Raw genomic sequence first — 20,314 nt, 5'->3', positions numbered from 1 at the left:
CAGCAGCTGGGCCTGCTCACGCAGTCTTTCGCGGCACAGCCGGGTCAGTCCCGGATCGGAGAGCCGACGTAGTTGGCTGCCAACTCCGCCGCCGCGTGCGGGGAGGCGGCGATGCGCGCCAGCTGGGAGAGCTGCAAGCGGGTGTCGAAGGCGGACTGCTCCGGGTCGGCGTGCAAGGCGGTGGTCATGAAGTACGAGAAGTGCTCGGCCCGCCAGACGCGTTCGAGGCAGGTCTCGGAGTAGGCGTCGAGCAGTGCGGTGGACCCGGTCCGGTACAGCTCCGTGAACGCCCGGGCGAGGACGATGACGTCGGTGGCGGCGAGGTTGAGGCCCTTGGCACCGGTCGGGGGGACGATGTGGGCCGCGTCACCGGCCAGGAACACCCGTTCATGGCGCATCGGTTCGGTGACGTGGCTGCGCATCGGCAGCACCGACTTGGCGGTGATCGGGCCGCGCGCCAGCTTCCAGCCCGGCTCCTGGCGGGTGGCGAGACGGGCATCGAGCTCGTCCCAGATCCGCTCGTCGGACCAGTCGGCGGCGTCGGTGCCGTTGGGCACCTGGAGGTAGAGGCGGCTGACGGAGGGCGACCGCATGGAGGCGAGGGCGAAGCCGCGCTGGGAGTGGGCGTAGATCAGCTCGTCGTAGACCGGGGGCGCCTCGGCGAGGATGCCGAGCCAGGAGTACGGGTAGGTGCGCTCGTAGGTCCGCCGGGCGGCCGCCGGGATGGCGTTCCCGGTCACGCCGTGGAAGCCGTCGCACCCGACGACGTAGTCGCAGGTGAGGGTCTGCTCGCCGCCCTCGTGGGTGTAGCGGACGGTCGGGCGGCCGCCGTTCGCCTGCTCGACGGAGTGGACCCGGGCCTCGAAGAGCAGCGGGCCGCCCTCGGCGAGCTGGAGGGCGATCAGGTCCTTGACCACCTCGGTCTGGGCGTACACCATGACGCTCCGCCCGCCGGTCAGCTCGGGGAGGTCGACGCGGTGGGCGCGACCGTCGAAGCGGAGTTCGATGCCGTCGTGGATCAGACCTTCGCGGTCCATCCGCTCCCCCGCGCCGACCGCCCGCAGCGTGTCCACGGTGGTCTGCTCCAGGATGCCGGCCCGCTGGCGGTGTTCGAGGTAGGAGCGGTCCCTGGCCTCCAGGACGACGCTGTCGATGCCGGCCCGGTGCAGCAGACGGGCGAGCAGCAGGCCGGCGGGGCCGGCGCCGATGATGCCGACGGTCGTGTCCATCAGTGGTCGTCCTCCGTGTTCAAGACGCGATTAGCCGTGGCGAAGCCCGCGTTGGCGGCGGGGACGCCGCAGTAGACGGCGGTCTGGAGCAGTACCTCGCCGATCTCCTCGGGGGTGAGGCCGTTGGTGAGAGCGGCGCGGACGTGCATCGCGAGTTCCTCGTGGTGGCCGCCCGCGACCAGGGCGGTGAGGGTGATGCAGCTGCGGGTGCGGCGGTCCAGGCCGGGGCGGGTCCAGATCTCGCCCCAGGCGTAGCGGGTGATGAAGTCCTGGAAGCCGGCGGTGAATTCGGTGGTGCCGGCGACGGCCCGGTCGACGTGGGCGTCGCCGAGGACGGCGCGGCGGACGGTCATGCCGGCGGCGCGGCGGCTCTCGTCGTCCTGGGGCCCGGGGGTGAAGTGGCTCCGCAGGGCGTCGAGGACGGCCTGGGGCCGTTCGACCGGCGCGAGGTGGGCGGCGCCGGGGAGCTCGACCAGCGCGGATCGGGGGATGCCGTCGGCGAGTTGGCGGGCGTGGGCGGGCGGGGTGGCGAGGTCGTCCCGGCCGGCGAGGACGAGGGTGGGGGCCGTGATGCGGTGCAGTTCGGCGCGCAGGTCGTAGGAGGCCAGGGCGTCGCAGCAGGCCGCGTAGCCGGCCGGGTCGGCGGCGCGCTGGTCGGCGACCAGGCCGACGGCCAGGGCGTCGGCCCCGGGGGTCCCGACGAAGGTGGGGGTGAACCAGCGTGCGGGTGCGGTCTCGGCCAGCGGTGCCGTGCCCGCTCGCCGGACGAGTGCGGCGCGCTCGCGCCAGGCTTCGGGTTCACCGAAGCGGGCCGAGGAGCAGACCAGGGCGAGCGAGGAGATCCGCTCGGGGTGGTGGACGGCGAGGTGGGTGCCGACGGCGCCGCCGAGGGAGATGCCCGCATAGGCGAAGCGGGCCAGACCGAGCCGGTCGGCGACGGCCAGCACCAGATCGGCGAGGTCGGCGACGGTGGCGCCCTCGGAGAGGAGCCCGGCCGGGGAGCGGCCGTGGCCGGGCAGGTCCCAGCGGACCACCCGGTGGTGCCGGGCGAGGGCCGGGGCCTGTGCGTCCCAGACGGCGAGCGAGGTGCCGAGCGAGGGGCCGAGGATCAACGCCGGGGCGTCCGGCGGTCCTTCGGTGGTGAAGTGGAGCGTCACGGGAGGTTCCTCCGCTGCGGGGACGGTGGCGGGGTGCGCCGCAGGGCACGGTCGACCAGCGCGGCGGCCGATCCCAGGTACCCGGCCGGGTCGGTGAGTTGGCGCAGCCGCTCGGTGCCGATCCGGTCCTTCAGGTCGGGCTCGTCCGCCAGGACGTCCTGAAGGTCGAGGTCCTCGGCGACGGCTCGGCGGGCGGCTGCGGTGAGCAGTTCCCCGGCCGCCCGACGGCCGAGCGGTTCGCCGAGTTCGGCGGTGAGGCGCTCGCTGACCACCAGGCCCCGGGTGAGGTCGAGGTTGTCGCGCATCCGGTGCGCGAACACCTGGAGGCCGTCGGCGAGTTCGCTCGCGGCGCGGGCGGCCCCGCCGGTGAGGCGGAGCAGTTCCCGCAGGGTCTGCCATTCGGCGTGCCAGGCGCCGGCGGCGCGTTCGTCCTCGGCGGCTAGCGAGCCGAGCAGGACGGCGGCGAGGGCGGGTGCCTGCCGGGCGGCGGCGGCGATCAGGGTGGCGCGGACCGGGTTCGCCTTGTGGGGCATGGCCGAGGAGCCGCCGCCGCTGCCCTCCGCGACCTCGCCGATCTCGGTACGGGAGAGCACGAGCACGTCGGCCGCCGCCTTGCCGAGGGCCACGGCGGTGAAGGCGAGCGCGGCGGCCAGGTCGGCGACCGGGGTGCGCAGGGTGTGCCAGGGCAGGACGGGTGCGTCCAGGCCCAGGTCCCGGGCGTAGGCCTCGACCAGCCCGGGGCCGCTGCCAGGTGCCCGCGCCAGGGTCTCGAAGGCGGCCAGGGTCCCTGCGGCGCCGCCGAGTTGGGCGGGCAGGCGGACGGCGGACAGCCGGTCGGCGGCGTCCAGGACGAGGCTGCGCCAGCCTGCCGCCTTGAGGCCGAAGGTGGTCGGGACGGCGTGCTGGGTCAGGGTACGGCCGGGCATCGGGGTGTCGCGGTGCCCGGCCGCCAGGAGTGCGAGGGCCTCGGCGGTCCGGTGCAGGTCCGCGAGGATCGGCGGCCTGCTGCGGGCGGCGACCAGCATGGCGGCGGTGTCCAGGATGTCCTGGCTGGTCGCGCCCCGGTGCACGAAGGGTGCGGCGTCGTCGGGCACGGCGGCGGTCAGATCGGCGACCAGCGGGATGACGGGGTTGCCGCCGGCCCGGGCGCGCAGCGCGAGGTCGCGCACATCGAACCGCTCGGCGCGGGCTGCCGCGTCGACGGCGGCGGCGGCCGAGGCCGGAGCGTGCCCGAGGCGGGCCTGGGCCCGGGTGAGGGCGGCCTCGGCGTCGAGCATGGCCTGGAGGAAGGCGACGTCGCCGGTGGCCGTCTCGACGGCGGATCCCGCCCGGACCGGGGAGAGCAGGCCGACGTCGGCCACCGGAGTCCGATCAGTTGAAGTCAAGGAAGACCGTCTCCTCGGGCCCCTGCAGTCGCAGGTCGAAGCGGTAGGTGCCCGGGGCCTCCTCGGCCGCGAGCAGGGTGCCACGGCGGCCCGGCTCCAGCGAGGCGAGCAGCGGGTCGGCCGCGAGGTCCGCGCCGGGCAGGTAGATCCGGGTGAACAGGTGGTGGAGCAGTCCGCGGGCGAAGAGGCAGACCGACAGGTACGGCACACCGCCCGGGGCGAGGGTGCGCAGGCTGTAGTGGCCGTCGGCATCGGTGGCCACCCGGCCGAAGCCGGTGAAGGTGACGCCGTCACGGCCCGCGAATCCGCCGGTGACCGGGTCCCGGCGCAGCGAGCCCGGGGCGCCGGTGCGCGAGCCGTCCGGGGCGGGCTGCCAGACCTCCAGCAGCGCGTCGGGGATCGCTTCGCCGGCACCGTCCAGGACGCGGCCGTGGACGGCGACGGTGTCGCGGTGGCCGGCCGGGGCGATCTCGCCTCCGCCGGGGAAGGGCAGGGCGTAGCCGTAGAACGGGCCGACGGTCTGCGAAGGGGTGGGGAGCATCAGCGGCCTTCCTCGATCCAGGTGGCGGCCGGGCCGTCGAGGACGATGTCCCAGCGGTAGCCGAGGGACTGTTCGGGGACGGACAGGTCGTGGTCGTAGGTGGCGACCAGGCGGGCCCGGGCGGCGTCGTCGGTGACGGACTGCAGGATGGGGTCGTAGGGGAGGAGCGGGTCGCCGGGGAAGTACATCTGGGTGACCAGGCGCTGGGTGAAGGCCGTGCCGAACAGCGAGAAGTGGATGTGGGCGGGCCGCCAGGCGTTGGTGTGGTTGCGCCAGGGGTAGGCGCCGGGCTTGACGGTGGTGAAGCGGTAGGTGCCCTGGTCGTCCGTCAGTTGGCGGCCCGCGCCGGTGAAGTTGGGGTCGAGCGGCGCCGGGTGCTGATCGCGCTGGTGGGCGTACCGGCCGGAGGCGTTGGCCTGCCAGATCTCCACCAGCTGGCCGCGGACCGGGCGGCCGGCCCGGTCGAGCACCCGGCCGGTGACGACGATCCGTTCGCCGAGCGGTTCGCCGGTGTGCCGGCGGGTCAGGTCGCCGTCGAGTTCGGTGACGTCGGTGACGCCGAAGGCGGGGCCGGAGAGTTCGACGGCCTCCGGGTCCCGGACGGCGACCAGTGGCTGCCGCGGGTGGCGGAGCAGGCTGCTGCGGTAGGGGGCGTAGCCCCGGTCGGGGTGGTGCCGGACGGAGCCGGCGCGGGCGTACGCCTCGTGCTCCCGGGCGATCTCCTCGGAGATGGACTGCTGGGTGGGCGGCATGGCGGTCGGTCACCTTTCCGGGGAGAGGACGGGACCCTGGCCGACGGGGGCCGGGCCCCGGCCGACGGGGACGGCGATCCGCACGGGCGCGGCCGTGCGCCGGACGATCTCTTCGGGGGTCACGCCGGGGGCGGTCTCGACCAGCACCAGCCCGTCGCCGGTGACGTCGAGGACGCCCAGATCGGTGATGACGCGGTGGACGCAGCGCCGGCCGGTCAGCGGGAGCGAGCACTCGGCGACGACCTTCGGGGTGCCGTCCTTGGCGGTGTGCTCCATCACCACGATGACCCGGCGGGCGCCGTGGACCAGGTCCATCGCGCCGCCCATGCCCTTGACCATCTTTCCGGGGACCATCCAGTTGGCCAGGTCGCCGCGGGCGGAGACCTGCATGGCGCCGAGGATCGCGGCGTCGATGTGGCCGCCGCGGATCATCCCGAAGGAGAGGGCGGAGTCGAAGAACGCCGCACCCGGGAGCACGGTCACGGTCTCCTTGCCAGCGTTGATCAGGTCGGGGTCGACCTCGGTCTCGGTCGGGTACGGGCCGACGCCGAGCAGGCCGTTCTCCGACTGGAGGACGACGTCGACGCCCTCGGGGAGGTGGTTGGGCACCAGCGTGGGCAGCCCGATGCCGAGGTTGACGTAGCTGCCGTCGGCCAGCTCCCGGGCGGCCCGGGCGGCCATCTCCTGCCTGGTCCAGCTCACCGCGCCGCCCCTCGTGCCGGAGGCGCGGAGACCGTCCGCCGCTCGATGCCCTTGTCGGCGGCCTGTTCCGGGGTCAGCGCGACCACGCGCTGCACGAACACACCGGGCAGGTGCACCTCGTCCGGGTCCAACTCGCCCGGTTCGACGAGCTCTTCGACCTCGGCGACGGTGATCCGGCCCGCCATCGCCGCCAGCGGGTTGAAGTTGCGCGCGGCCTTGTTGAAGACCAGGTTCCCGTGGCGGTCGCCCCTGGCCGCTCGGACCAGGGCGAAGTCGGTGGTGATGCCGCGTTCGAGGACGTGGTCGCGCCCGTCGTACGCGCGGATCTCCTTGGGCGGCGAGGCGACCGCCACGCTGCCGTCCGGGCCGTGGCGCCAGGGCAGCCCGCCGTCGGCGACCTGGGTGCCGACGCCCGCCGGGGTGAAGAACGCCGGGATGCCGCAGCCGCCCGCCCGCAGCCGCTCGGCCAGCGTCCCTTGCGGGACCAGCTCCAACTCCAGTTCGCCGCCGAGGTACTGGCGGGCGAACTCCTTGTTCTCGCCGACGTAGCTGCCGGTGACCCGGCTGATCCGGCCGACGGCCAGCAGCAGGCCGAGGCCGCCGCCGTCCACGCCGCAGTTGTTGGAGACCACGCTGAGGCCGGTGGATCCGCGCCCGTACAGCGCCTGGATCAGGACGTTCGGCACGCCGCTGAGGCCGAACCCCCCGACGGCCAGCGAGGAGCCGTCGCCGATGTCCGCGACCGCTTCCTCGGCGGTCGCAACCACTTTGTCCATGTGTTGACCCATTCGTCGAGCCATTCCGTCGAGCCATGGCGTTCGCCTGGTGAACGATCGTGCATAATGGCGGGGCCAGAGTGTGCGCCGCCGTACCGGCCGTGTCAATGCCCCGCCACTACCTCCGCGCCACCGATCAGGAGGGTCCGAGATGACCGCCTCTTCCCCGGATGAACCGGTCTCCCCGGATGCGGTTTCGCCGGACGCGGTCTCCCCGGATGAATCGGTCCGGCCACTGGAGCGCGGCCTGGCGGTGCTCCGCGCCATGGCGGCCGACCCGAGTCCGCGGCAGCGCGCCGGCGACCTCGCCCGCGAGACCGGACTCGCCCGCTCGACCGTCGACCGGGTCGCGACCACGCTCACCCGCCTCGGCCATCTGCGCTCCGACGGACGCGACCTGCTGCTCACCCCCCGGCTGATGGAGTTCGGCAACGCCTACCTGGCCTCCTGCGGACTGCCCGAGGCGCTCGCGCCGCACGCGTCCGCACTCGCCGACCGGCTGGACGAGTCCGTGTCGATCGCCGTACCCGACGAGGACGGCGTGCGGTTCATCACCCAGGCCCCGCGGCGGCGGACGATGGCCGTCTCGTTCCGGATCGGCGACCTGCTGCCGGCCGAGCGCTGCGCGCCCGGGGCCCTGTTCGCCGCCCGGTGGACCGAGGCCGAGCGCGAGCGCTGGCTGACCCGGCGCCGGACGGATCCGCTCGACAGCCGCTTCCCCGCCGTCCCGAAGCGGACCGGAGCCGACGACGGCCGGCAGGTCGAGGCGGACTTCGAGGACCGGGTGCGGGCGGCCCGCGAGACCGGCTCGTCGCTGGACGACCAACTGATCGAACCGGGGCTGGTCGCCGTGGCCCTGCCCGTCCGCGACCCCTCGGGCACCACGGTCTGCGCCGTCAGCGTCGTCAGCCACACGAGCCGCCACACCGCCCCGTCATTGGCCGAGCACGCCCTCCCCCGGCTGCGCTCCACCGTCGGCGCCATGGAACACACGCTGCGCTCCCAGGCCCCGGCCCCTCCACCGCCCGCGGACGCCCTCGCGGCCTTCGACAGCTCGCTGAAGGAGGAGCTGGGCTCAGGATTCCTGCAGTCACTGGCGCGCGGACTCGACGTCCTGCGCGCCCTCGGGTCGCGGCGCGGACCCATGAGCCTGGCCGACACGGCGCGCGCCACCGCACTCCCCCGCGCCACGGCACGCCGGGCCCTGCTCACCCTCCAGCACCTCGGCTACGCCACCGCCGAACCCGACGGCTACCGGCTGCTCCCCCGCGTCATGGACCTCGGCTTCCCCCGGCTGTCCCAGCTGACGTTCGCCCAGATCGCCAGGCCCCATCTGGCCGCCCTGGTGGAACAGGTCCACGAATCGGCGTCCGTCGCCGTCCTCGACGGCGACGACATCCGCTACCTCGCCCGCGTCGCCGCCTCCCGCATCATGCGGGTCGACATCACCGTGGGCACCCGGTTCCCCGCGTACGCCACCTCGATGGGCCGGGTGCTCCTGGCGGCACTGCCCGAGCAGGAACGTCTCGATCACCTCAGCCGGGTGACGCCCCGCCAGTTCACCCCGCGCACCAGGACGACCGTCCCGGCGCTCTCGCGTGCCCTGGCCACGGCGGCGCGGGAGGGCTGGGCGCTGGTCGACCAGGAGCTGGAGGAGGGGCTGTGCTCCCTCGCCGTCCCCGTCACCGACGACCTCGGACGGGTCATCGCCGCCGCCAACGTCGCCCTCCACGCCAGCCGTGGCACCGCCGACCAGATCCGCGACACCGTCCTCCCCCCACTGCGGGAGGCCGCCCGCCGGATCGGGGAGGACCTGGCCGTCGTCTCACGCTTCACCGGATCCCGCATCCGATGAGGTGACACCGCGGCCGCCGACCGGTCATCCGCACAGCCCCCGCGGCCTTTGCCGTCCGTTGTCGCCGTCCGCTGTCGTCGTCCGCTGTCGCCGCCCTTCGACGCCGCCCGCCGACCGCGCGCGAGCCCTCTCCGCGCCGGGCAGCGGAGACATGACGATCCGTCGTGCCGCCGCGCCCGGCGTACCCCGCCGCGAGCAGGGCCTTCGCCGGTGGGTGCCGACGGCCACGGCACAGCTGAGCTGGGATGCGGTGCTTTCGGTAGTCCGGCCGTCACACGGTCGAAACCGACCGGCCATAGCGTCTCGCCATGGCCGACATATTCGACTCGTACACGACAGCGGACGCGTGGGACGAGATGTTCGAGCGCCCCGGAGTGGTGAGACCGGCCTACGAGGCCGTGTTCGCCGCCCTGAGCCCCCTGGACTCCCTCGAACTCCGGTACCGCACCGACCAGATGGCCCGTGCCTTCACGGATCGCGGCGTGACCTACTCCTACGGCGGCGAGGAACGCCCCTTCCCGCTCGACCTGGTGCCACGCCTGCTCGACGCCGTCGAATGGGACCGGCTGAGCCGGGGCGTCCGGCAACGGGTCCTCGCCCTGGAGGCCTTCCTCGCCGACGCCTACGGCAGGCAGCGGGTCTTCGCCGACGGTGTGGTGCCCTACCGGCTGCTGTACTCCTCGCCGCACTTCCACCGGGCGGCGCACGGCATAGAACCGCCGAACGGGGTCCGCGTCCACGTCTCCGGGATCGACCTGGTCCGGGACGAGGAGGGCCGGTTCCGGGTGCTGGAGGACAACGTCCGGGTGCCGTCCGGCGTCTCGTACGTGATCGAGAACCGCCGGGTGATGACCCGGACCTTCCCGGCCCTCTTCGCCGAGCAGCCCGTACGCCCGGTGGACGAGTACCCGCAGCGCCTGCTGGCCGCCCTCAAGGCCTGCGCTCCCGAGGGCGTGACCGATCCGGTGGTGGTCGTCCTCACCCCGGGCGTGGCCAACGCGGCCTACTTCGAACACGCCCTGCTGGCACGGCTGATGGGCGTCCAACTGGTCGAGGGCCGCGACCTGGTCTGTTCCGGCAACAAGGTCCGGATGCGCACCACCCGCGGGGAGACCCCGGTCCACGTGATCTACCGGCGGCTCGACGACGACTTCCTCGACCCGCTGCACTTCCGCCCGGACTCGCTGATCGGCGTCCCGGGCATCATGTCCGCCGCCCACGCCGGGAACGTCACCCTCGCCAACGCCGTGGGCAACGGCATCGCCGACGACAAGCTGCTCTACACCTACGTCCCCGACCTGATCCGCTACTACCTGGCGGAGGAGCCGCTGCTGCCGAACGTGGAGACCATCCGCCCGGAGGAGCCGGGCCGGCTGGAGGAGGTACTGGACCAGCTGGACCGGCTGGTCCTGAAGCCGGTCGACGGCGCCGGCGGCAAGGGCATCGTGATCGGCCCGCGGGCGGAGCGGGACGCGCTCGACCGCCTGGCCGAGGAGGTGAAGGCGGACCCGCGCGGCTGGATCGCCCAGCGTCCGGTGGCGCTGTCCACCTCGCCGACCCTGAGCCGTCGCGGCGACGGCCAGGACGGGCTCGCCCCCCGCCACATCGACCTGCGGCCGTTCGCCGTCCACGACGGCAGCGACGTCTGGCTGGTCCCCGGCGGGCTGACCCGGGTGGCCCTCGGAGAGGGCAACCTGATCGTCAACTCCAGCCAGGGCGGCGGATCCAAGGACACCTGGGTGCTGGCGCCCGACGCCCCGCCGAGCCGGACCACCGGCGAGCGGTCCACCGCGGTGAGCGAAGTGAGCCCGCGCCAGTTCGGCCCCGGCGGCACGAGCACGCCCGGCGGCCCGGCCCAGGAGGAGGCACAGCAGCAGTGATCACCACCGACACCATGCTCTCCCGGATCGCCGAATCCCTCTTCTGGGTCGGCCGCTACGTGGAACGCGCCGACGACACCGCCCGCATCCTGGACGCCTACCTGCACCGGCTGCTGGAAGACCCGTGGAGCGACGAGGACGCCGCCTGCCGCTCGCTGCACGCCATCCTCGGCGTGGCCGTCCCGGGCGAACAGCACTGCGACATGGACTCGGTCCTGGCCCGGCTCGCCTTCGACGCGGCCAGCCCCGGCTCCATCGAGGGCGCGCTCAGGGCGGCCCGGCAGAACGCGCTGACCGCACGCGACGTGGTCTCCACCGAGATGTGGGAGACCCTCAACTCCACCTGGCACCAGCTCGCCGAGCACCAGCGCGCCGCGCGCCGCACCGGACCGGACGCCTACCTCGGGCTGGTCCGCCGCCGCGCCGCCCTGTTCTTCGGGCTCGCCGACTCCACCATGAGCCGTGACGACGGCTGGCGCTTCGTCGTCCTCGGGCGGAGCCTGGAGCGGGTCGACATGATCGCCCGGCTGCTCGCCGTCCGGGTGCTCGCAGCCGTCCACGCGCCCGACTGGCCCACGCTGCTCAGCGCCAGCGGCGCCGAGGAGGCCTTCGTCCGCGCCCGCGGGGCCGGCAGCGACCCGGGCGAGGTGGCGGCCTTCCTGCTGCTCGACCGGGGATTCCCGCGCTCCGTCCTTCACGCCCTGAGCGCCGCCGAGGAGTGCCTCGTCGAACTCGGCGGCGGCACGTCCGCCTGGCAGCGGCCCGAACCCGCGCGGCTGGCCGTGGGCCGGATGCGCACCAGGCTGGAGTACCTGGACTCCGCCGAGCTGGAGCAACTGCCCGCACTGCTGAGCGAACTCCAGCTCGCCTGCGGCGAGGCCACCCGGGCCGTGGCCGAGCGCTACTTCCCCTACGACGGCCCGATCGAGTGGTCCCACCAGTCCGTGACGCGAGAGGGAGCGTGAAAGCGATGGCCGGCCGACTGCGGATACGACACGAGACCCGGGTGGGATACCCGAGCCCGGCCGGCTCCTCGTACAACGAGGTGCGGATGAGCCCGCTCACTCTGCCCACCCAGACCGTCCTGGACTCCCGGCTGGACGTGGCCCCGGCCGCCTCGCTGTGGACCTACTGGGACTACTGGGGCACCCAGGTCACCGTGTTCGACCTGACCGACTCGCACACCAGCCTCTCGCTGACGGCGACCAGCCTGGTCGAGACCGCCCCGCCGACCCCGCTGCCCACACCGCTCGACCGCGCCGAGATCGCCGCGCGGTCGGCCGACTCCCGGCTGACCGAGTACCTCTCCGCGACACCGCGCACCACGGTGAGCCCGGACCTCGCCGCCCAGGCCTGTGCGGCCGCCGACGGCCTGGACGCCCACCAGACCGCGGCCGCGCTGACCGACCTGGTCAGGGAGCGCGTCTCCTACACCCAGGGAACCACCGGCGTACACAGCGGAGCACAGGACGCCTGGGACCAACGGGCGGGTGTCTGCCAGGACTTCGCCCACCTCACCGCGGCCCTGCTCCGCGCGGCCGGCATCCCGACCCGGTACGTGTCCGGCTACCTGCACCCCTCCCCCGACGCCGAACTCGACCGGCCGGTGGCCGGCGAGAGCCATGCCTGGGTCGAGTACTGGGCGGGCGAGTGGATCGGCCAGGACCCGACCAACGGCACCCGCCCCGGCGAGTCCCACGTCATCGTCGCACGCGGGCGCGAGTACGGCGACGTGCCCCCGCACAAGGGCGTCTACCGCGGCGCGCCCGGCGAACTGCCCCAGGTGCGAGTGGAATTCACCCGCCTCGCCTGACCCGAACACATCACGCGGCGGAGCGGCCCCCAGGCTCCGCCGCCTCGGATCAGATGCGCGACGACGATCCCGCCCCGGCTCGTCAGGCAGGTCTCGAAGGGACGCGGACGGTGCCGGTGAGCGGGTGAGGTCGAGTCCGGCGGCCGAAACCCCGCCCGGGGTCTCGCCCCTCTTCTCTTCGTCCGCCGCCACCGTCTCCATCTTCACCTCCACGATGGAACCCCACCCCACTCCCCCCTCGGCGGCAACCCCTACGACCCCCTGGCGACCGGCCCGGTCGCGCCCCCGCGCGGCCTCGGCACCCCCCGTCCGCCGATTCCGCGCCACCGGGACATCGCCGGGTTCACGAACTGCGTCGATATGCCCACATCGCCCGTCCCTTGCACCGTCATCGCCGTATTACGACATGACCTATCTCTCGGTCTCGCCAGCCGAACGAACTTGACCGGAAGCACCCTGCATGCCTAGCCTTTGGTATGTAAACAGTTAGAGCGCCGCCATGTTTCCCCATTGTTTTCAAAAGGATTGGCAAAGTTCCGACTGTGAATTGATTTTGCTCGCCCGAAAACCGAGGTCACCAGGGGTGCAGGTGACTTGTTTCCAGTCGAGCGGATCTCAAAACCGGGGGGTTTGAGCCTTGTTGTTGGTGGAGCACGCGGCCGCTGCGAGACAAATGGATGAGCTCGCCGCAGAGGCCTTCAGTGGAAACAGTGTCGTGGCCGTCATCAGCGGCACCACGGCGACCGGGAAAACCACGATGCTGCGGGACCTCAAAACGCGGGCCGGAGCGGCCGGGGCCACCGTGCTCAGCGCGTCCTGCTCGCGCGACGAACGGGACGTCCCGTTCGGAATCCTCGATCAGCTGGTGATGCGGGAGCGGCTGGAGGACCGCGCCCGGATCGCCGACGACGCGCACCGCGCGGTGGTGCGCCTGGCCGACCACGGGCCGGTGCTGATCATCGTCGACGACATCCAGTTCGCGGACGCGGAGAGCCTGCGGTCGCTCCGCTACCTCACCCGGCGGATGCTCTTCGCGCCGGTCCTGATCGCGGTGACCTGGGCCCCCGGTGTGGAGGACCGGCCGCTGCCGGCCGTGGACGAGTTCATCTACGGATCGAACGTCCGGCGGATCCAGCTCAAGCCGCTCACCCGCGACGGCATCCGGCAGCTGTGCTCCGACAGCCCCGGGGCCTGGCCCACGCCGCACTGGGCCACCCGCCTCCACGAGCTGAGCGGCGGCAACCCCGTCCTGGTCAGGGCACTGCTCGACGACCGCGACCGGGTGGAGCCGGATGCCGACTCCGGGATCGCCGTGGGCCGCGGCTACCAGCACGCCGTGGTGGCCTGCGTCCGCGCCCTGGGGCCGCTGGGGGTTCGTATCGCCCGCGCCGTCGCGGTCCTGGGCACCGCGACCGACCTCCACCTGGTCAGCCGGCTGAGCGAGGTCGACGCCGGCACCGGACAGCGGGGCGTCGACCTGCTCACCGCCTCCGGGATCCTGCGCGACGGCGGGTTCCCGCACCGGGTCACCCAGGCCGCGATCCTCGCGGACGTACCGGCGGGCGAGCACGTCGAGATCCGTTCCCGGGCCGCCGGGCTGCTGTACGACGACGGCGCGCCGGTCACCACCATCGCCGAGCAGCTCCTCGCGGTCGGGCCCGTCCAGCACGACTGGGCCCTGCCCATCCTGCGCGAGGCGGCCCGGCGGGCCCAGGCGGGCAACGACCTCGCCCGCGCCATCGCCTGCCTCAAGCTCGCCCACGACTGCTGCACCAACGAGGCCTCGCGGTACGAGTTGCGGGCCCAGATCACCCAGCTGAGGTGGCTCCAGGAGCCGAGCGCCAGCTCCCGCTTCCTCACCCTCAAGGGGCCGATGCTGGCCGGCAAGATCTGCTCCGACAGCGTGCTCGCCTCGGCGACGGCCCTGCTGTGGAACCTCCAGCACGACGACGCGCTGGAGATGATCGGCTACCTCGACGGCATCCCGGAGGTCGCGGAGGAACTCCACATCACCCGGCTGCTGATGTCCTCCATCTACCCCGGCGTGTCCGCGCGGCTGGACCGCCCGCTGAACGGCGACGAGCTCGACACCACGGCCCCGCGGCACTCCACGTCACCGCACCTGCGGCTGGCCTCCGCCCTGTCCGCCGTGCTCCGCAACGTCGCGGACGACCACACGATCGCCCAGGTCGAGCAGATCCTGCAGGACGAGGGGCTGGAGAACGGCCCGCTCGGCTGCGCCGTCCCGGCACTCCTGAGCCTGATCTACGCCGAACGCCTGGAATCCGCGGACGCCTGGTGCGAGCGCCTGCTGACCCAGGCGCGGCAGCACCAGACACCGACCACCCGGCTGATGCTGCTCGGGTTCCGGTCGATGATCGCCTTCCGCCAGGGCGACCTGGGCGCCGCCTCCGAGTTCGCCTCGGACGCGCTGGGCCACGTCCCCGAGCACGAGCTGAACATCAGCCTCGGGCACGCGATCGCCGCCCTGGCCGAGGCCAGCACCGCGATGGGCGACTACGAGACCGCCGCCGCCTGCTTCGCCCAGCCCGTCCCGCGCTCGCTGTTCCAGACCATCGCCGGTCTGCACTACCTCTACGCGCGCGGACGGCACCACCTGGCCAGCCAGCGGGCGCACGCCGCGCATGCCGACTTCATGGCCTGCGGCGAGCTGATGCGCAGCTGGAACATGGACCTGCCCGCCATGGCGCCCTGGCGCCTCGGCGCGGCCGAGGCGCTGCTGAGCCTCGACGAACCCAGGCAGGCCACCGCCCTGGTGGAGGAGCAGCTTCGGCTGACCAGGGCCCCGGGGCGGGTGCGCGGGATGGCCCTGCGGATCCTCGCCCAGGCGAAGCCGCTCTCCGAGCGCCCGGCGATCCTGGAGCGGGCCTTCGAGGAGCTCCAGCACAGCGCCTCCTACTACGAGGCCGCCTGTGCCCTCTCCGACCTGAGCCGGGTCATGCCCGACAAGGCGCAGGCCAGGATCACGGCCCGCCGCGCCTGGCGGATGGCCCGGAACTGCAAGGCCGAGAAGCTCTGCCAGACCCTGATGCCCAAGCATCCGACCAGTCAGGCGGCAGCCCCGGGCCCGGCGACCCCGGGCGAGGACGACACGCCGTACGCCCAGCTCAGCCAGTCCGAGCGGCGGGTGGCCGTGCTGGCCGCCCAGGGCTACGCCAACCGGGACATCGCCGACCGGCTGTTCGTCACCGTCAGCACGGTCGAACAGCACCTCACCCGGATCTACCGCAAGATGAACATCCGCAACCGCGACCAGCTCCCCACCGAGCTGCGCGTCGGTGCCGCCGAAGGCGTCTGACACCGCCGGCCCCGCCCCCTCCGAGCCCCTGCCGGGGTTCCCGGGACAGCAGGGGTCAGCCCGGCACCCCATCTGGGGTGGGGAGGGGTTGGGTCCGCCCGACCCCTCCCGTAGCGTTGGCCGCGTTATTCCGCCTGAATTTCGCAGCCCGTTGCCTGGCTGCCTTTTCCCAGGAAACGGTTGGTGCAGAGTTGGCGAATGACGACAAGCTCCGGGACTACCTCCGCAAAGCCACCGCCGAATTGCAGCAGACGCGGTGGCGGCTGAACCAGGCCGAGGCGCGGAGCCGGGAACCCATCGCCATCGTCGGCATGAGTTGCCGGTACCCCGGGGGGGTCCAGTCGCCCGCCGGCCTCTGGGAGCTGGTCGCCGCCGGCCGCGATGCCATCAGCGATTTCCCGGATAATCGGGGATGGAATAACGAAGCCCTCTACGACCCCGAACCCGCCGTCCCGGGCAAGACCTACTGCCGGGACGGCGGATTTCTGCACGATGCGGGCGATTTCGACGCCGAGCTGTTCCGCATCAGCCCCAAGGACGCCCTCACCATGGACCCCCAGCAGCGACTGCTGCTGGAGCTGACCTGGGAGGCCCTGGAGCGCAGCGGCTTCGACCCCACCTCCCTCAAGGGCACCGCCACCGGGGTGTTCGCCGGTCTCGTCTACCACGACTACGCGGGCAGCGCGAACGCCGGGAGCCTCGCCTCCGGCGTGGTCGCGTACAGCCTCGGGCTGGAGGGCCCGGCCGTGTCCGTCGACACCGCCTGCTCCTCCTCGCTGGTCGCCCTGCACTGGGCGATGCAGGCGCTGCGCTCCGGCGAGTGCACCCTCGCCCTGGCCGGCGGCGCCAACATCATGGCCACGCCCGAGACCTTCATCGACTTCAGCAACCAGCGGGGGCTCTCCCGCGACGGCCGCTGCAAGTCCTTCGCCGACGCCGCCGACGGCACCGGCTGGGGCGAGGGCGCCGGCATGCTCCTGCTGGAACGCCTCAGCGACGCCCAGGCCAACGGACACCGCGTCCTCGCCGTCGTCCGCGGCTCCGCCGTCAACCAGGACGGCGCCTCCAACGGCCTCACCGCACCCAACGGCCCCGCCCAGCAGCGGGTCATCCGCGCCGCGCTGGCCAACGCCCAGCTCACGGCAGCCGACGTCGACGTGGTCGAGGCGCACGGGACGGGCACCACGCTGGGCGACCCGATCGAGGCCCAGGCGCTGCTGGCCACCTACGGGCAGGACCGCGACGAGCCGCTCTGGCTGGGCTCGTTGAAGTCCAACATCGGACACTCGCAGGCGGCGGCCGGCGTCGGCGGCATCATCAAGATGGTCGAGGCCATGCGGCACGGCGTGCTGCCGAAGACGCTGCACGTCGACAAGCCGACGACCCACGTCGACTGGTCGGCCGGGCAGGTCGAACTCCTCACCGAGGCCCGGGAGTGGCCGAAGACCGGGCGCCCGCGCAGGGCCGGTGTCTCCTCCTTCGGCGTCAGCGGCACCAACGCCCACGTCATCCTGGAGGAAGCGCCGGAGGCCGAGGCGGGGCCGGAGCGGTCAGGGCCGGAGCAGTCGGACGAGATCCTGCTCGCCTGGCCGCTCTCCGGGCACACCGAGGCCGCCTTGCAGGCCCAGGCGGCCCGGCTGCTCGCCCACGTCGAGGCGACGGACGCCGACCCGCGCGACATCGCCCACTCCCTCACCACCACCCGCGCCCGACTCGACCACCGCGCCGTCGCCATCGGCACCGGACGCGACGAACTCCTCGACGGGCTCCGCGCACTGGCCGAGGGCAAGCGACTCGCCTCCGTCGTCACCGGCACGGCCACCGACGGGCAGCTGGCGTTCCTGTTCACCGGTCAGGGCGCGCAACGCCTCGGCATGGGACGGGAGTTGTACGAGGCGTTCCCGGTCTTCGCCTCCGCGCTGGACGACGTCCTCGCACGCTTCGACGCCCCCGTCCGGGAGGTGATGTGGGGCGAGGACCCGGACGCCCTCAACCAGACCGGCACCGCCCAACTCGCCCTCTTCGCCTTCGAAACCGCCCTCTACCGGCTCCTCGAATCACTCGGCGTACGCCCGGACTACCTCGCCGGGCACTCCCTCGGCGAGATCACCGCCGCCCACGCCTCCGGCATCCTCACCCTCGACGACGCCTGCACCCTCGTCTCCGCCCGCGCCCGCCTCATGCAATCCCTCCCCACCGGCGGAGCCATGGCCGCCCTGCGCGCCACCGAAGACGAAGTCATCCCGCTGCTCGGCGAGGACGTGACGATCGCAGCCGTCAACTCGGCTGACAGCGTGGTCATTTCGGGCGATGAGGCAGCCGTCGAGGCCGTGCTCGCCCACTTCGCCGACCGCAAGCACACCCGACTGAACGTCTCCCACGCCTTCCACTCCCCCCTCATGGACCCGATCCTCGAAGACTTCAGGACGGCCGCCAAGAGCATCACCCACAACGCCCCGACCATCCCGGTCATCTCCAACCTCACCGGGACACCGCTCACGGATGCCAACGCCAACTACTGGGTCAACCACCTCCGCGGCACCGTCCGCTACCACCACACCATCACCCACCTCGCCGAACAAGGCGTCACCACCCACCTCGAAATCGGCCCCGACGCCGCCCTCACCCCCCTCACCGACAACACCACCCCCACCACCCGACGCAACCACCCCGAGGTCCACCAGCTGGTCACCGCCCTCGCCACCCTCCACCTCACCCCCCTCAACCCCACCGCCCACACCATCCCCCTCCCCACCTACGCCTTCCAGCACCGGACGTACTGGGCCGTCCCGCCCGTTCCGGCCGGGAGTTCGGCCGACGCGGAGCTGTGGCAGGCCGTGGAGCAGGAGGACGTGTCGGCGCTCGCGGACCGCTGGCGCGTCACCCCGGAGGCGCTGGCCGAGGTGATCCCCGCGATGCGCGACTGGCGGGCCGCCGAGCACCGCCGGCGGACCGTCGACTCCTGGCGCTACCAGGTGAGGTGGCACCGGCTGGCCGAGTCCGACGGCACCGCGCCGGCCGGCCGGTGGCTGGTGCTCGCGCCCGCCGGACATCCGGTCGAACCGGTCGTCGAGGGCCTGCGGGCCGACGGCGTGGAGGTCGTACCCGTCGAGGTGTCCGACGCGTCGGCCGTGGAGCTGGCGCAGGCGCTGCGGACGCCCGGGATCACCGGGGTCGTGTCGCTGCTCCCGGTCGACCACCGGCCGCATCCCGATCATCCTGAGCTGGCGTGGGGTGAGGCGGCCACCGTGCTGCTGATCCAGGTCGCGGTGGAGGCCGGGCTCACCGTACCGGTCTGGTCGGTGACCTCCGGCGCCGTCGCGGTCGCCGCCGCCGAGGAGGTGGCGGATCCGCTGGGCGCGTCCGTCTGGGGCCTGGCGGCCGGTGCGGCGCTCGACCACCCCGGGGTGTGGCGCGGCGTGATCGACCTGCCCGCTTCTCCCGGGCCTGCGGACTACCGCCGGCTGGGCGCGGCGTTGGCGGGTACCGAGGACGAGGTGGCCGTCCGTGCGGACGGCCTGCACGCGCGTCGTCTGGTCCGGGCCCGGCCGGCCGCGTCGACCGGCCACCCCTGGCGGCCCACCGGCACGACCCTGGTCACCGGCGGAACCGGCGGATTCGGCGCCCACGTGGCGCGGTGGCTGGCGTCCTGCGGGGCCGAGCACCTGGTGCTCACCGGCCGGCGCGGCCTGGCCACCGAGGGCGTCGCCGAGTTGGCCGACGAACTCTTCGAGCTCGGCACCCGGGTGACCGTGGAGGCCTGCGACGTGACGGACCGGGCGGCGCTGTCCGCCCTGCTCGACGGCCTGCCGGACCTGCGCGCCGTGGTGCACGCCGCCGGTGTTCCGCAGCGCGACGCGCCGCTCGCCGACCTCTCGCTCGCGGAGTTCGCCGAGACCCGGCGGGCCAAGGTCGGCGGCGCCCTGCTGCTCGACGAGCTGCTGGGCGAGAAGGAGTTGGACGCCTTCGTGCTGTTCTCCTCCGGTTCCGCGGTGTGGGGCAGCGCCGGCCAGTCCGCGTACGGCAGCGCCAACGCCTTCCTGGACGCGCTCGCCCACCGGCGTCTGGCGCGCGGCCTGGCCGCGACCTCGATCGCCTGGGGTCCGCTGGACGCCGGGATGGTCGACGCCGAGGTCAAGGCGATCCTGCACCGGATCGGCGCGCCCGCGATGGCGCCCGCCGCGGCCCTCGGCGCGCTGGGCCAGGCGCTGGAGCTGGGGCTCGGGCACCTCGTGGTGGCCGACTTCGACTGGGCGCGCTTCGCCCCCACGTACACGCTCACCCGCCCGCGCCCGCTGCTCGACGGGGTGCCCGAGGTGCGGGACGTGCTGGCGGCGGAGGCGGCACCGGCCGGTGCCGAGCCCGGCGCCCGGCCCGAACTGCTGGACCGGCTGGCCGGGTCGTCGGAGGCCGAGCAGCGCAAGCTGCTGCTCGACCTGGTGCGCGCCGAGGTCGCCGTCCAGCTCGGGTACGACGCGGGGCAGGCCGTGGAGCCGCGCAAGCGGTTCACCGACCTCGGCTTCGACTCGGTCGCGGCGGTCGGCATCCGGACCCGGCTGAACGCGGTGACCGGCCGGACACTGCCCAGCACCCTGATCTTCGACCATGCGACACCCGCCGCGCTCGCGGACTACCTGCGCGCGGAACTCTGCCCGGACGAGGCCGCGGAGTCACCGGTCCTCACCGAACTGAGCCGCCTGGAGGAGGCCGTGGCGGTGCTCGACCCCGACACGGTCGACACCGCCCAGATCACCGGCCGGCTGCGGGCCCTCGTCGCCCGGCTCACCACACGCGACGGCGCGGACGAGGACACCGACCTCGGTGACCGGCTGCACGACGCCAGCGCGGACGACGTATTCGACTTCATTGACAGGGAACTCGGCCTGAGCTGAGCGGGTCCCGGAG

13 protein-coding genes are annotated in these 20,314 nt (G+C 73.4%); 6 read left to right on the top strand and 7 right to left on the bottom strand.

The annotated features are described in order from the left end of the window. Positions 1 to 44 precede the first annotated feature (44 nt). From IE332_RS33335 to IE332_RS33310, 7 genes are read right to left on the bottom strand one after another with little or no spacing between them, the layout of a single operon-like run. On the bottom strand, positions 45 to 1,229 hold the full coding sequence (locus IE332_RS33335) for a 4-hydroxybenzoate 3-monooxygenase (protein WP_189923851.1): 1,185 nt from the start codon (positions 1,227 to 1,229) through the stop codon (positions 45 to 47). Next, positions 1,229 to 2,386 (bottom strand): bifunctional 3-oxoadipate enol-lactonase/4-carboxymuconolactone decarboxylase PcaDC, encoded by a 1,158-nt coding sequence (pcaDC, locus tag IE332_RS33330; protein ID WP_189923849.1) that lies wholly within the window; start codon positions 2,384 to 2,386, stop codon positions 1,229 to 1,231. Before pcaDC ends, IE332_RS33335 begins: the two co-directional genes overlap by 1 nt. Then, positions 2,383 to 3,771 carry a 3-carboxy-cis,cis-muconate cycloisomerase gene (gene pcaB, locus IE332_RS33325; protein ID WP_229929108.1) on the bottom strand — a complete coding sequence of 463 codons (1,389 nt, stop codon included), beginning with the start codon at positions 3,769 to 3,771 and terminating at the stop codon, positions 2,383 to 2,385. Before pcaB ends, pcaDC begins: the two co-directional genes overlap by 4 nt. Beyond that, entirely contained in the window at positions 3,758 to 4,312 is a 555-nt protein-coding gene (gene pcaG, locus IE332_RS41440) for a protocatechuate 3,4-dioxygenase subunit alpha (protein WP_229929107.1), read from the bottom strand. Before pcaG ends, pcaB begins: the two co-directional genes overlap by 14 nt. After that, on the bottom strand, positions 4,312 to 5,064 hold the full coding sequence (gene pcaH, locus IE332_RS33320) for a protocatechuate 3,4-dioxygenase subunit beta (protein ID WP_189923845.1): 753 nt from the start codon (positions 5,062 to 5,064) through the stop codon (positions 4,312 to 4,314). The genes pcaG and pcaH overlap by 1 nt, the downstream gene beginning before the upstream one ends. 9 nt (positions 5,065 to 5,073) lie before the next feature. Next, the gene (locus tag IE332_RS33315) at positions 5,074 to 5,766 is read right to left on the bottom strand and encodes a CoA transferase subunit B (protein ID WP_308437645.1); all 693 of its coding nucleotides are present in this window, start codon (positions 5,764 to 5,766) and stop codon (positions 5,074 to 5,076) included. Continuing rightward, positions 5,763 to 6,542, bottom strand: a complete 780-nt coding sequence (locus tag IE332_RS33310; protein ID WP_189923843.1) for a CoA transferase subunit A — start codon at positions 6,540 to 6,542, stop codon at positions 5,763 to 5,765. The genes IE332_RS33315 and IE332_RS33310 overlap by 4 nt, the downstream gene beginning before the upstream one ends. Positions 6,543 to 6,693: 151 nt before the next feature. Here IE332_RS33310 and IE332_RS33305 point away from each other — a divergent pair, with 151 nt between their 5' ends. From IE332_RS33305 to IE332_RS33280, 6 genes are all read left to right on the top strand, one after another. After that, on the top strand, positions 6,694 to 8,397 hold the full coding sequence (locus IE332_RS33305; protein WP_189923841.1) for an IclR family transcriptional regulator domain-containing protein: 1,704 nt from the start codon (positions 6,694 to 6,696) through the stop codon (positions 8,395 to 8,397). Positions 8,398 to 8,705: 308 nt separating this feature from the next. Continuing rightward, entirely contained in the window at positions 8,706 to 10,277 is a 1,572-nt protein-coding gene (locus IE332_RS33300; protein ID WP_189923839.1) for a circularly permuted type 2 ATP-grasp protein, read from the top strand. After that, positions 10,274 to 11,242, top strand: a complete 969-nt coding sequence (locus IE332_RS33295; protein WP_229929106.1) for an alpha-E domain-containing protein — start codon at positions 10,274 to 10,276, stop codon at positions 11,240 to 11,242. The genes IE332_RS33300 and IE332_RS33295 overlap by 4 nt, the downstream gene beginning before the upstream one ends. A 5-nt stretch (positions 11,243 to 11,247) precedes the next feature. Further along, positions 11,248 to 12,090, top strand: coding sequence for a transglutaminase family protein (locus IE332_RS33290; protein ID WP_189923837.1), 843 nt, complete (start codon positions 11,248 to 11,250; stop codon positions 12,088 to 12,090). Positions 12,091 to 12,763: 673 nt separating this feature from the next. Next, positions 12,764 to 15,409, top strand: a complete 2,646-nt coding sequence (locus IE332_RS33285) for a LuxR C-terminal-related transcriptional regulator (RefSeq protein WP_189923835.1) — start codon at positions 12,764 to 12,766, stop codon at positions 15,407 to 15,409. A 191-nt stretch (positions 15,410 to 15,600) separates the two neighbouring features. Continuing rightward, entirely contained in the window at positions 15,601 to 20,301 is a 4,701-nt protein-coding gene (locus IE332_RS33280; RefSeq protein ID WP_189923833.1) for a type I polyketide synthase, read from the top strand. Positions 20,302 to 20,314 lie beyond the last annotated feature (13 nt).

Origin of the sequence: Kitasatospora xanthocidica (assembly GCF_014656195.1) — a bacterium.
Classification (GTDB): Bacteria; Actinomycetota; Actinomycetes; order Streptomycetales; family Streptomycetaceae; genus Kitasatospora; species Kitasatospora xanthocidica.
Note: the sequence above shows the minus strand (reverse complement) of the source record. Positions and strands in the feature narration are given on the sequence as shown.